This window comes from Pseudogemmobacter humi (assembly GCF_900609055.1).
GTDB classification, from domain to species: Bacteria; Pseudomonadota; Alphaproteobacteria; order Rhodobacterales; family Rhodobacteraceae; genus Pseudogemmobacter; species Pseudogemmobacter humi.
In genome coordinates this window covers 175,234-187,431 of the sequence record NZ_UXAW01000051.1, presented here as the reverse complement: position 1 = coordinate 187,431, position 12,198 = coordinate 175,234, and the positions used below count along the sequence as shown (strand labels likewise).

Sequence of the window (12,198 nt, the reverse complement as noted above, 5' to 3'; positions counted from 1 at the left end):
GGACCCCATGCAAACGGAAAATCTGATCGCCAGTCTGGAAGGGCGGCTGATCGCCCACCGCAAACTGCTTGCGCGGCTGCTTTCCGCCAGCCCCGAGGCGGTGCGGGCGGAAATCGGCACCTGGCTTACCGGGCGCGAGATGCTCTCGGACGGGCAGGAGGATCCCGGCGCGGTGCCTGCGGACGGGCTGGCGCTGGAACTGGCGCTGTCGGACGAACTGCACGAGATCGCGGCGATCGCCGATCTGTCGCAGGACCGCCCGGACCCGGTCTGATCCCGTCTGCTCCGGTCTGATCCTGGAACAAACCGCCGCGCCACAGGTTGCCCGATGGAAACCACCAGCTATGGGAGGCGGATATGGCCCGATGCAGCCAGTGCGGCAACGACTATGACAAATCCTTCAGGATCCTGATCGGCGGCGAGACTCATATCTTCGACAGTTTTGAATGCGCCATCGAGAAACTGGCGCCGCGCTGCGCGCATTGCGGCTGCCGCATCATCGGCCACGGGATGGAGAAGAACGGCACGATGTTCTGCTGCGCCCATTGCGCCGAAGGCGAAGGCGTCCCCGGGATGACGGACCGGGTGGACTGAGGGCCCCGCGCCGGGGCCGCAGGAGGCTCCGGTCCCCGCCCGTTCTCCACGCATCTCTGCCCGGCCGGATCGGAGGCCGCTCTCCAGGCCTTCCCGCAGGCGGGGCCGGACCGGCGAGAAATTTGCCGCGGCGGCAAGAGATCATCGCCCGTTTCCAGCAGCCCGCGCCCCGGGCGTCGCCGCCTCTCTGGTCCACGGCACCGGTGGCGCATTGGGCGCAGGGCTCTCGCCGCGGCCCGACAAATGCGGCCTCATGCCCGGCCGTTTCCGCCCACAGACGCTGCGGACAAGCGCGGCAACGCCCGCCTGTCCTGCGGGCGCCTTGCCGGTGTCCACCCGCCGGAGCGCAGCGGCGCGGAACCTTGTCACGGTTTCCGGGTTCTGATCCCGGGCGCCCCTTCACCGCGGCCGCTGCCCGGCCGTTCCGACAATGCCATAACCGGCCCCTTCTGAGGGAAGTCAAATGAACAGCATCATCTATCTTGTCGGCCTCGTGGTCGTGGTTCTCGCCATCCTGTCGTTTCTCGGTCTGCGCTGAGGAGGGCCGGTGATGGAACGCACTGAAACCATGACCGCCGCCAGCGCGCCGCGCCGGGAGCTTCCGGGCTCTTACATCGACTGGCCGGCGGTGCTGGGGGGCGCAGTCGTTGCCGCCGCCATCGCCGGGCTGTTCACCGCCTTCGGCGCGGCGCTCGGCCTGACCACGATCTCTGCCGAACCGGGCGAGGGGTCGTTCAGCCTCTGGCTCATCGTCACCGCGATCTGGATCGTGATCTCGCTGGTCGCGAGCTACCTCGCCGGCGGCTATGTGGCCGGACGGATGCGGCGGCGGCTGGACGACGCCTCGGCCGAGGAGGTGTCGGCGCGCGACGGGATCAACGGCCTCGTGGTCTGGGGAGTGGGGATGCTCGTCACCGCCTGGATGGCCGCGGGCGCCATCGGCGGCGCGGCCTCTGCGGTGGGCACCGCGGCGACGGCGGTGGGTTCCGCCGTGGGCGGCGTGGCCCAGGCCACCGGATCGGCGCTCGGCGGCGCGGCCTCGGCCGTGGGCGGGGCGGTGTCGGGCGGGACGGATGAAGGGCTGCTCGACTATATCGGCGGCACGCTGATGCGCCCGGCGCTGTCCGGGGTGCAGGAAGGCGCGGCCGCGCCCGCAGCCCCGGCCCCGGCCCCGGCCACCCCGGAATCCGGCACGGCCGTCACCCCGGCTCCCGCGCCTGCGGCCCCAGTCCCTGCGGCCCCGGTCCCTGCCGCTCCGGCCGCCGATCCGGCGGAACTGTCGCGCCAGACCGGCATCATCCTCGGCAATGTGCTGCGCACCGGCGAGATTTCCGAAGAGGACCGCGCCTTCCTGATCCGGGCGGTCGCCGAGCGCAGCGGCCAGTCCGAGGCCGAGGTCGAGGCCCGGGTGGAACAGGCCGTCGAGGCGGTGCAGGAGGCCCGCGCCGAAGCCGCGCGTCTGGCCGCCGAGGCCGAACAGGCCGCGATCGACGCCGCCGAGACCGCGCGCGTCAGCGCGATCCTCTCGGCCTTCCTGCTGACCGCCGCCGCCCTGGTCGCCGCAGTGGCCGCGGTCAGCGGCGCGGTGCGCGGCGGGCGCCACCGCGACGAGGGGCGGCTGTTCGGCGGTTTCACCTACAGGTTCTGACCAACCGCAAAGCCAGACGGAACGGCCCCCCCCCCCGGGGGCCGTTTTTCCGTTCACATCTTCCCCGCGCCCCCGCGAAGGAATTGACGAACATTAGGGGAACATTTACCCTGCCGCCCATGGCACTGACACTTCGGGACAAGCTCGCCATCCTGTCGGATGCGGCGAAATACGACGCCTCCTGCGCTTCGAGCGGGGGCGAGAAACGCGACGCGACCAGGGGCGGGATCGGCTCGTCGGGCGGCAGCGGCATCTGCCATGCCTATACGCCCGACGGGCGCTGCATCAGCCTTCTGAAGATCCTGATGACCAATTTCTGCATCTTCGACTGCGCCTATTGCATCAACCGGGTGTCCTCGAATGTCGAGCGCGCGCGGTTCTCGGTCGATGAGGTCGTCACGCTGACGCTGGAATTCTACCGCCGCAACTACATCGAGGGGCTGTTCCTGTCGTCGGGCATCATCCGCTCACCCGACCAGACCATGGCCGATATGGTCCGCATCGCCCGGACCCTGCGGCAAGACCACGGCTTTCGCGGCTATATCCATCTGAAAACCATCCCCGACGCCGCGCCCGAGCTGATCGCCGAGGCCGGGCTTTACGCCGACCGGCTGTCGATCAATGTGGAACTGCCGCAGGACGCCAGCGTCCGGCAACTCGCGCCCGAGAAGCGGCCCGAGACCATCCGCGCCGCCATGGCCCAGGTCCGCCTTGCCGGCGAGGCCGCGAAAGAGAAAAGCCATACCGGCAGGAAACCGCGCCGCTTCGCCCCCGCCGGGCAATCGACGCAGATGATCGTCGGCGCCGACGGCACCGATGACGTGACGATCCTGACCAGCGCCACCCGGCTTTACACCGGCTACCGGCTGCGGTGGGTGTATTATTCGGCGTTTTCGCCGATCCCCGACGCCTCGGCCGCGCTGCCGCTGATCAAACCGCCGCTGCTGCGCGAGCACCGGCTGTATCAGGCCGACTGGCTGCTGCGGTTCTACGGCTTCACCACCGACGAGATCGCCTCCGGCGCGGTGGCCGGGCATCTGGATCTGGAACTGGACCCGAAACTCGCCTGGGCCTTGCAGCACCGCGGGCTGTTCCCGCTGGACGTGAACCGGGCGCCGCGCGAGATGCTCTTGCGCGTCCCCGGCTTCGGCACCCGCACGGTGGACCGCATCCTTGCCGCGCGGCGCGGGCGCGCCTTGCGCTATGAGGATCTGGCGCGGATGGGGGCGCTGATGAAGAAGGCCCGGCCCTTCGTCAGCCTGCCCGGCTGGTCGCCCCGGGGCCTGACCGACAGCGCCGGTCTGCGCGCGCGGTTTGCGCCGCCGCCGGAACAGCTTTCCCTGCTGTGAGCTACGCCGTCGCCCTGCCCGACCACGGCGCACATGAAGCCTGGCGCGAGGCCGCGCGGCGCGCGATCAGCCATCGCATCACCCCCGATCTGATCGACTGGAACGGTTCGGGCGGGCTGTTCGCCGCCCCTCCCCTGCCCGGGGCGCCCGGCCCGCATCAGGCGCTGGTGCCGCCCGCGTTCCTGAAACTCGCCGGTTCGGTGATCTGGCATTCCGATCCCGCGCGGTTCGGCCTGCTCTACCGCGCGCTGTGGCGGCTCGATGCCGGCGAGTCTCCGCTGTCACAGGCCGATCCTCTGGGCCGCCGGCTGAACCTGATGGCGAAATCGGTCGGCCGCGATATCCACAAGATGCACGCCTTCGTGCGGTTCCGCGAAGTGCCGGGCGATGGTCCGCGCCGGTGCTTCGCCGCCTGGTTCGAGCCCGAACACAACACGCTGGAACCCGGCAGCCGGTTCTTCGCCAAACGCTTCACCGATATGGACTGGACCATCGCCACCCCGCGCCTGACCGCGCACTTCACCGGCGGCGCGGTCGGGTTCAGCCCGGGGGCAGCAAAGCCCGACCTGCCCGAGGATGCGTCGGAAACCCTCTGGGCCACCTATTTCGCCAATATCTTCAACCCGGCCCGGATCAAGCTGACCGCGATGCGATCCGAGATGCCGAAGAAATACTGGAAGAACCTGCCCGAGACCCGGCTGATCCCCGACATGCTGAAGGATGCCGAGGCGCGCGTCCTGCGGATGCGCGAGGCGGGGGCGTCAGACCCGCGCCCCGGCGCGGCCACGGTCTCGACCCGCTGGCGCAGCAGCCTGCCACAGACGCCGGAACTGCCCGACACGCTGGAGGAGGCCCGCGCGGCAGCCATGGCCTGCCGCCGCTGCGCGCTTTGCGAGGCGGCAACCCAGACGGTCTGGGGCGAGGGCAACCCCGGGGCCGCGCTGATGATCGTCGGCGAACAGCCCGGCGATCACGAGGATCTGGCGGGCCGCCCCTTCACCGGCCCCGCCGGGCAACTGTTGCGCGGAATGATGGAAAGCGCGGGGATCGATCCGGCGCAGATCTGGCTGACCAATGCGGTGAAACATTTCAAATTCGCGCCACGCGGCAAGAGGCGGCTGCATCAGAACCCCGACGCGGGCGAGATCCGCCATTGCCGCTGGTGGCTGGGGCTGGAACTCGGCCTCATTCGGCCCCGCGTGACGCTGGCGCTCGGGGCCTCGGCCGCCTTCGCACTGACCGACAGCGACGCGCCGCTCGGGCCGCGCCGCGGCCGGGTGGAGACCGGGCTGCACGGCGGGCCGGTGCTGGTCTCCTGGCATCCCGCGCGCCTGCTGCGGCTGACAGACCGGGGGCTGCGCGATCAGGCGCAGCGCGAACTTGCCGCCGATCTGGCCACGGCACTCGCGATGGGCAACCCGCCGCCGGGCTGAAGTGACGCTGCGTCAACGGCCGGAACCATGCGCGCGCCTTGCCCGTTGTTCCCGCGAAACCGGAAAGGAGTCTGCCATGGCCGATGTTACCGAGGATCTGCGCGCGACACTGGAAAAACAGATCGGGGATCTGAAAGGCGAGGTGACGAAACTGAGCAAATCGCTGGCCTCGCGCGCCTCGAACGCGCTGGACGAGGCAGAGGCCGCCTATGAGGAGGGCCGCGGCCGTGCCCGTCAGGTGGCCCGCCAGGTGCGTGATCAGGCCCATGCCGCCGCCGATGTGGCGCGCGAGAATCCGGTCACCACCGCGACGGTGCTCTCGACCGTGGGCCTTCTGGGTCTGGCGGCGGGCCTCGTGCTGGGCGGCATGTTCGCCTCGGGCGGTCGCCGCTGAGCCTTTTTCCGGCGGGACGGGTCCTCCCTCCCCTCCCGCCACCGGCGGCCCGCGGCGCTCCCCCGCGGGCCGCTATTTCAGGAAAGCGCGAAAACGGCACCGCCTGCGACAGCGCGAGGTGATGGGTGTCCGGCGCGGCCGGCATGAGTTCCGGCATCGGCTCGCGCGGGATCTGAGCAACCGAAGCACCAGGTCATCAGGATCCCGAACAGCGGCACCGTCCCCGCCATGCACAGCGCAAACGAGGCAGCAAGGCGGTCCGTGCAGTCAGCCGCCGACGGTTTCCAGCGCGAAGAGCCAGCCGAGATGGATCACGGGGCCGACCGCCACGATCTTCCTGGTCGCGATCTCCAAAGTCGTCACCGGCATCACCAGCAGATGCCCGATGGTGCCTTATTCTCGCTCGCGGATCAGCGCGGACCCGGCGAGGATCAGCGCCAGCAGGCCCGATTTCCCCATCCGTCCGGCCCGATCACCCCGGCCGGAATCTCCAGCCTCACACCGTCGAGCGCGTGCAGCACAGGCAAAGGTTCCGCTGAAGGAAGCCGGGCCAAAGCACAGCGGGGTCGGGCCGCAGCCTGGCCATGCCGCACAGGCCGGTCTTCACCTGGCGGATATGTTTTCGTAAAAGCTCCGGCGGCATCCGGGCGCGGATTCGGAAGGCCAGCTTCAGCTGCTCCTCGTCGGCCTCGACGGTGCAGGAGAGAACTGCGCCACATCGGCGAGGAGGGACCCCGACTAGGATAGCCCTCGGGCGCGGCATCCGTCACCAGCCGCACCCCGGAGCCTTGCGCGATCAGGCTGGCGGCATCAATCCCGGTCGTAATCCGGGCGAGGCCCGAGCGGCCTCAAGCCGGGCCTGCTGCAATGCGACATTGGCCCCGGCGGCGGCTTTCCCGGCCTCGCGCTACGCGGCGATGCGTTCGGCGGTGCCGATGACGATCCCGGCGCGGCGGATCAGCGCCTCTGTCTCGGCCCGGCTGGCCTCCAGCCCCGGTGGTGTCCATCCGCGCCAGCACCTGTTTCTCGGCGACGAAGACCTCTCTCAGCCAGACCCCGCTGCGGGCGGCGGTGTCGATGTCCACCGCCCCGATCCTTCCGTTGGCGCCCTTCCGTTGGCGCCGGGGATCCGGCGCAGGCAGGCCGTCGCCATCCGGCCGGTCGCGCAGCAGCCAGAGCGTCAGGGCGAGGGTGGCGACCTCCGCGGCGGCAAGCCATTTCGTGCCGGTCTTCATGCGCATCCCGCCGGGGCGCGGCACGGCAGGCCCTCGTCGTCGCGGCATATCGCACCGCCGCACAGGCGAAAGCCGTCCTGATACGGCTTTGGATACCGTCCGTTCACAATGCCCCCGAAGCGCAGGCCGGGGCCGCTGCTTCGGGTAAACTTCGGGCCACAGCAGAAGTGCGACGCAGGCGGGGCCGGGACAGCGCCGCGATCCGCGGCCATCGCCGGGGGTTCCGCCGCCCGCCAGCCACGCACGGCAAAAAAACGCGCCCGGATTACGGGCGCGCAGTCGGGGGAGCATCGCCGGCCGCCCCTGGAGGCGGCCGGAAGGTCAGCCCGCGGCGGCCATCCGCTGCGGAGTCCACTGGGGATATTGTTCGCCCGCACATTGCGCCGAGATCTTCCCGGCTTCGAGATCGCTGCCGATCGCGTCCAGCGGGCGTTCCTCGGGCTTGCCGTAGCCACCGGCGCCGGGGGTCTCGATCACCGCGCGGGTATCCTCGCGCAGCGGCACGCCGGTCGCTTTCGAGGAAAGCGGCAGTTGCCGTCCGTCGGGCGTTTCCAGGTAGAACCGGCCGCTCGCGCCCGCCTCGCCGCCGAAGATGCCCCAGGGCTGGTGGCGGAACCGCTCGCCCACGCCGTTGAACTCGCAGGTATGGCCGACCGGGCGGATCACCCGGCGGATGCCCATGCCGCCGCGCTGGCGACCCGCGCCGCCGGTGTCGGGGATCAGCGAATATTCCTCGACGCGCAGCGGATATTCCAGCTCGATCGCCTCGACCGGCAGGTTTGAGGTGTTGGTGATATGGACCTGCACCCCGTCCTTGCCGTCGCGCGAGAACCGCGCGCCCATGCCGCCGCCCAGCGTCTCCAGATAGACATACATCCGCCCGGTCGCCGGATCGGTGCCGGTGAACACCGCCGAGGTATTTGCGCCGTTCGCCGCCGCCACCACCTGGCCCGGCACCACCGGCGCCAGCGCGCCAAGGACGCAATCCACCACCCGCTGACACGAGTTCGCCCGCATCGCCACCGCGGCGGGCGCCACGCAGTTCACGAAACTGCCGGGCGGCGCGACGATTTTGATCGCGTCGAAGATGCCCTGGTTGGTCGGGATGCCCGCATCGAGCAGCGCCTTGAGCGAATAGCAGATCGCCGATTGCGTCGCGTTCCAGGTCAGGTTGAAATTGCCCTTCACCTGAGGATCGGTGCCGGTGAAGTCGAAGGTGATCTCTTCTCCGGATTTGACGATGGCAAGGACGATGCGGATATCGCTGGTGCCCGCGCCGTCGTCGTCCATCATGTCCTCGAACCGATAGGTTCCGTCAGGGAGCGAGGCGATGGCCTTGCGCATCCGCATCTCGGTGCGCTCGATCACGGCGTCGAAGATGGTCTCCATCCGGTCGGCGCCATGGGTCTTCAGCAGGTCGCGCAACCGGGCATCGCCCAGGCGGCAGGCCGCGATCTGCGCGTTCAGATCGCCGCGCCGCTCGTCGGGCAGACGCATGTTCAGCAGCAGCAGCTTCAGCAGATCCTCGTCGCAGGCGCCCCGGCGGTAGAGCCGCATCACCGGGATGCGCAGCCCTTCCTTGTAGATCTCGTCGAGACCGCCGGACATCGAGCCCACCGCCGCACCCCCCACATCGGCGTGGTGGATGATATTGGCGACGAAGCCGACCAGCCGCTCGCCGTCGAACACCGGCGCGGCCATGTTGATGTCGGGCAGATGGGTGCCGCCCGCGACATGGGGATCGTTGGCGATGAAGATGTCGCCCGGACCGATATCGTCGCCATAACGGTCGATCAGCACGCGCATCATGCCGCCCATCGAGGCGAGGTGGACCGGCAGCGACATTTCCGCCTGCACCACCAGCCGCCCTTTGGCGTCGGCGATGGCGGTGGAATGGTCGTGGCGCTCTTTCACGTTCGAGGAGAACGCGCTGCGCATGATGGTGATGAAGCATTCGTCGGCGATGGATTTCAGCCCGTTCCAGGCGATCTCCAGGCTGATCGGGTCAATCTCGGCCTTAGTCATTGGCGGCAAGCTCCATGATCATGTTGAAGGCGTCATCGACGCGGACCGTGGCGCCCGGCGGCACCACGGTGGTGCTGTCGAGCTGGGTGATGATCGCCGGGCCGGTCAGAGCGGTGCCTGCGGGCAGCGTGCCGCGGGCATACATCGGAGTATCCAGCGCGCCGGAAAGGTCGAACCAGACCGGCACGCGCTCGAAGGCCTCGGGCTGGCCGCCGGCGGTGGGGCCGCCGGTCTCGCCCTGGGTCAGCTGCGCGGTGGCGCGCAGGCGGATGTTGACGGTCTCGACCGTGCCGTCCGGGTCGCAATGGCCGTAGCTGCGGCGGTATTCTTCCAGGAACGCCTCTTTCAGCGCCGCCGCATCCGGGCAGACCAGATCGCGCTCGCCGCTGGCCAGCGCCACCGACAGTTCGTAGTTCTGGCCGAAATAGCGCATGTCGAAGCTGAGGCTCAGGTTCTGCGCGCCGGACCCTTCGGCCTCGTCGGCGAGCCAGTCCTTCGCCCGGGCGACCAGCGCATCCACCTCGCTGCGCAGGCGCGGCATGTCGTCCTCCTGCACGATGGCGCGGCAGTTGGCGACGAAATCCTCCTGGAGATCGGCGAGGATCAGCCCCTCGGCGCAGAGGATACCGGGCGCGCGCGGCACGATGATCCGGGTCATGCCCAAAGATTTCGCGACATCGGCGGCATGCAGCCCGCCCGCGCCGCCGAAGGGCATCAGCGTGAAAAGACGCGGATCGTAGCCCTTTTCGATGGAAACCACGCGGATCGCCCGGGTCATATTGGCATTGGCGATGCCGATGATGCCGAGCGCCGCCTCTTCCAGCGAAACGCCGAGCTGTTCTGCGACCGGCGTGACCGCCTTCACCGCCAGATCGCGGTCGATGGTCAGCCCGCCGCCGGCAAGCTGGGTCGGCAGGCGGCCGAGAATTACGTTCGCGTCCGAGACGGTGGGCAGCGTGCCGCCCTTGGCGTAGCAGGCCGGGCCGGGAACCGCGCCCGCGCTTTGCGGGCCGACCTTCATCAGCCCGTCGGCGCCGATCCGGGCGATCGAGCCGCCGCCCGCGCCCACGGTGTGGATATCGACCATCGGCAGCCGGATGCGGAAGCCCGAGATGTCGCGGGTGCTGGCCATGGCGGTCTTGCCGTCGCGGATCAGGCAGACATCGGTGCTGGTGCCGCCGATGTCGAGCGTGATCACATCGCCGATCCCCGAACTGGTGCCCGACCCTGCGGCGCCGACCGCGCCCGCGGCGGGGCCGGACAGCGCGGTGCGCACCGGGAATTCGCCCGCGCGCTGCACCGACATCAGCCCGCCCGAAGACTGGAAGATGCCGAATTCGGCCTCGGGGGCGACGGTCTTCACCTCGGCCTCAAGCCGGGCCATGTAGCTGCTGACCTCGGGTTGCAGGAAGGCGTTGATCAGCGTGGTCGAGAAGCGCTCGAACTCGCGGAACTCGGGCTGCACGTCGGACGAGACCGAGACGAAGACACCGGGCAGCGCCGCGCGGATCGCGGCGGCGATGCGCTGCTCGTGATCCGGGTTGATGAACGAGAAGATCAGGCAGATCGCCACCGCCTCGATCCCCGGACGGGCGCGGATCTCTTCGATCACGGCAGCGACGGCCTCGTCGGTCAGCGGGCGGATGACCTCGCCGGCCGGGCCGATTCGCTCGTCGATCTCGAAGCGGAACTGGCGCGCGGCCAGCGGCGCCGGGGCGTCGGCTTGCAGATCGTAGATCAGCGGACGGGCCTGACGGCCGATCTCCAGCAGATCGCGGAAGCCTTTGGTGGTGATGACCGCCACATTCGCGCCCTTGCGCTGCAACAGCGCATTGGTGGCAACCGTGGTGCCATGCGCGAAACGGCCGATGCTGGCCGGGTCGATACTGTGCAGCTCGGCCAGTTCGCGCAGCCCGTTCAACACCGCCCGCGACGGATCGTCCGGGGTGGAGGGCCGCTTGTGAATGACGGTCCGGCCGCTGGCCGTCTCGCGCGCGCAGAAATCGGTGAAGGTGCCGCCGACATCGCAGCCGACAATCCAGTGCTCCATGCTCTGTCCCCGAGTGAGTCCTGATCCGTTGCGTTGACTGATAAAATACACGGTGTATAAAAACAAGGAGAAATTTCGGGCCCGGCCCGAAGCAGGCCGGAACAGGTGCGACGAAATCGCTTGACGATTCGGATTTCCTGTTTCTAAAGAAATACAGACCGACTGGTCGGTCGGCTTAGATAAGCCAGTAAATGCGGCCAGGTGTCGCACAGCTTGCAAGGAAAGCAGGGTGAGATGACGGAAATTTCCCTACTCAGCGAGGCGGCGCGCGCCTGCCCCTATCACACCTACCGCCAGTTGCGGACCGAGGATCCGGTGCGCTTCATGCCGGACCAGAACATCTGGGTGCTCAGCCGTTACGAGGATTGCGACTATGTGCTGAGCAACCCCACGCGCTTCACCTCGCGCGAGTCGCTGTCCAGCGCGAACGCCTATCGCAACTGCCCGGCGGCGCTGGAAACGCTGGCGAAGTCGCGCGCCCTGCCGCGCCAGCGCACGCTGATTCTCGCTGATGGCGAGGCGCATCAACGCCACCGCAAGGCGATCCAGAATGCGCTGTCTCCCGCGCGGATGCTGCGCGAATTCGGCCCCAGCATCGAGGGCCGGGTGAATCAGTTCATCGACGCCTTCATCGGCAAGGGCCACTGCGAAGCGATCAGCCAGTATGCGATCCCGCTGCCGATGGCGCTGGTCGCGACCATCTTCGACGCGCCGGAAGAGATGATCCCCACGCTCAAGGGCTGGTCGGACAATTTCTTCGCCGCACTCAGCGGCCATGTCCCCGAATCGGTGGTGATCCAGGCCGCCGAGGACACGCTCGCTTTCGAGAGCTTCATCCTGGACCGGGTGGCGGCGCGGCGCGGGGGCGACGGCACCGATTTTCTGTCGCGGCTGACCAACGGCGTGGACGGGGCCGAGGCGCTGAACGATGCCGAGATCGTCAATATCTGCTCGCAGATCCTCGTGGGCGGCAATGAAAGCACCATCAGCCTCCTGGGCAATCTGATTTACCAGCTTGCCACCCAGGACGGGCTGGAGGCCGCGCTGCGTGCCGATCCCGACAAGATCCCCGCCGCAGTCGAGGAATGCCTGCGGTTCGAGCCCCCGCTTCAGGCGATGTATCGCATCACCCTGCAAGACGAGGTGATCGGCGGCAAGGAAATCCCCGCCGGGTCCAAGCTGATGCTGAATTTCGGCTCGGCCAACCGCGACGAGAAATTCTACCGGGACGGCGAGCATTTCGATCTGGAGCGCGACAATACCGAGACGCTGCACCTGACCTTCGGTCGCGGGCGCCATGCCTGCGTCGGCCAGACCATCGCCCGGCGCGAGGCGGTGATCGCGGTCACCGCGCTGCTCGACCGGCTGGAAAACATCCGCCTCGTGCCCGGCGATCCGCCCGGGCGCGCCGGCATCTTCGGGGTGCGCGGCTTCGCCCGGCTTCCCATCGCATTCGACCAACGCCAGTAA

The 12,198-nt window shown here is 68.8% G+C and carries 10 protein-coding genes; 7 read left to right on the top strand and 3 right to left on the bottom strand.

Annotated elements, in window-relative coordinates; translation table 11 throughout:
* Positions 1-7: 7 nt before the first annotated feature.
* From XINFAN_RS07150 to XINFAN_RS07125, 6 genes are all read left to right on the top strand, one after another.
* Positions 8-274 carry a hypothetical protein gene (locus XINFAN_RS07150; protein ID WP_124085800.1) on the top strand — a complete coding sequence of 89 codons (267 nt, stop codon included), beginning with the start codon at positions 8-10 and terminating at the stop codon, positions 272-274.
* Positions 275-357: 83 nt separating this feature from the next.
* Positions 358-594 (top strand): metallothionein, encoded by a 237-nt coding sequence (locus XINFAN_RS07145; RefSeq protein WP_124085799.1) that lies wholly within the window; start codon positions 358-360, stop codon positions 592-594.
* Positions 595-1,144: 550 nt separating this feature from the next.
* Positions 1,145-2,242 (top strand): hypothetical protein, encoded by a 1,098-nt coding sequence (locus XINFAN_RS07140; protein WP_233352154.1) that lies wholly within the window; start codon positions 1,145-1,147, stop codon positions 2,240-2,242.
* 119 nt (positions 2,243-2,361) lie between these two features.
* A complete protein-coding gene (locus tag XINFAN_RS07135; protein WP_124085798.1) occupies positions 2,362-3,591 on the top strand; it encodes a putative DNA modification/repair radical SAM protein in 1,230 nt (409 codons plus the stop codon).
* Entirely contained in the window at positions 3,588-5,024 is a 1,437-nt protein-coding gene (locus XINFAN_RS07130; RefSeq protein ID WP_124085797.1) for a UdgX family uracil-DNA binding protein, read from the top strand. The genes XINFAN_RS07135 and XINFAN_RS07130 overlap by 4 nt, the downstream gene beginning before the upstream one ends.
* Before the next feature lie 76 nt (positions 5,025-5,100).
* Complete coding sequence (locus XINFAN_RS07125) at positions 5,101-5,418, top strand: hypothetical protein (protein WP_124085796.1); 318 nt, start codon at positions 5,101-5,103, stop codon at positions 5,416-5,418.
* A gap of 848 nt (positions 5,419-6,266) precedes the next feature.
* Here the strand turns inward: XINFAN_RS07125 and XINFAN_RS07120 are convergent.
* The 3 genes from XINFAN_RS07120 to XINFAN_RS07110 form a co-directional block, all read right to left on the bottom strand.
* Positions 6,267-6,653 (bottom strand): hypothetical protein, encoded by a 387-nt coding sequence (locus XINFAN_RS07120; RefSeq protein WP_124085795.1) that lies wholly within the window; start codon positions 6,651-6,653, stop codon positions 6,267-6,269.
* Positions 6,654-6,974: 321 nt separating this feature from the next.
* A complete protein-coding gene (locus XINFAN_RS07115) occupies positions 6,975-8,678 on the bottom strand; it encodes a hydantoinase B/oxoprolinase family protein (protein ID WP_124085794.1) in 1,704 nt (567 codons plus the stop codon).
* Complete coding sequence (locus XINFAN_RS07110) at positions 8,671-10,728, bottom strand: hydantoinase/oxoprolinase family protein (protein WP_124085793.1); 2,058 nt, start codon at positions 10,726-10,728, stop codon at positions 8,671-8,673. Before XINFAN_RS07110 ends, XINFAN_RS07115 begins: the two co-directional genes overlap by 8 nt.
* 234 nt (positions 10,729-10,962) lie before the next feature.
* Here XINFAN_RS07110 and XINFAN_RS07105 point away from each other — a divergent pair, with 234 nt between their 5' ends.
* A complete protein-coding gene (locus XINFAN_RS07105; protein WP_124085792.1) occupies positions 10,963-12,198 on the top strand; it encodes a cytochrome P450 in 1,236 nt (411 codons plus the stop codon).

Bases quoted from the DNA above. Each gene is read 5' to 3' on its own strand.
- XINFAN_RS07115 (WP_124085794.1), bottom strand. From the start codon at position 8,678: ATGACTAAGGCCGAGATTGACCCGATCAGCCTGGAGATCGCCTGGAAC.
- XINFAN_RS07125 (WP_124085796.1), top strand. From the start codon at position 5,101: ATGGCCGATGTTACCGAGGATCTGCGCGCGACACTGGAAAAACAGATC.
- XINFAN_RS07140 (WP_233352154.1), top strand. From the start codon at position 1,145: ATGGAACGCACTGAAACCATGACCGCCGCCAGCGCGCCGCGCCGGGAG.
- XINFAN_RS07120 (WP_124085795.1), bottom strand. From the start codon at position 6,653: ATGAAGACCGGCACGAAATGGCTTGCCGCCGCGGAGGTCGCCACCCTC.
- XINFAN_RS07150 (WP_124085800.1), top strand. From the start codon at position 8: ATGCAAACGGAAAATCTGATCGCCAGTCTGGAAGGGCGGCTGATCGCC.
- XINFAN_RS07110 (WP_124085793.1), bottom strand. From the start codon at position 10,728: ATGGAGCACTGGATTGTCGGCTGCGATGTCGGCGGCACCTTCACCGAT.
- XINFAN_RS07105 (WP_124085792.1), top strand. From the start codon at position 10,963: ATGACGGAAATTTCCCTACTCAGCGAGGCGGCGCGCGCCTGCCCCTAT.
- XINFAN_RS07145 (WP_124085799.1), top strand. From the start codon at position 358: ATGGCCCGATGCAGCCAGTGCGGCAACGACTATGACAAATCCTTCAGG.
- XINFAN_RS07135 (WP_124085798.1), top strand. From the start codon at position 2,362: ATGGCACTGACACTTCGGGACAAGCTCGCCATCCTGTCGGATGCGGCG.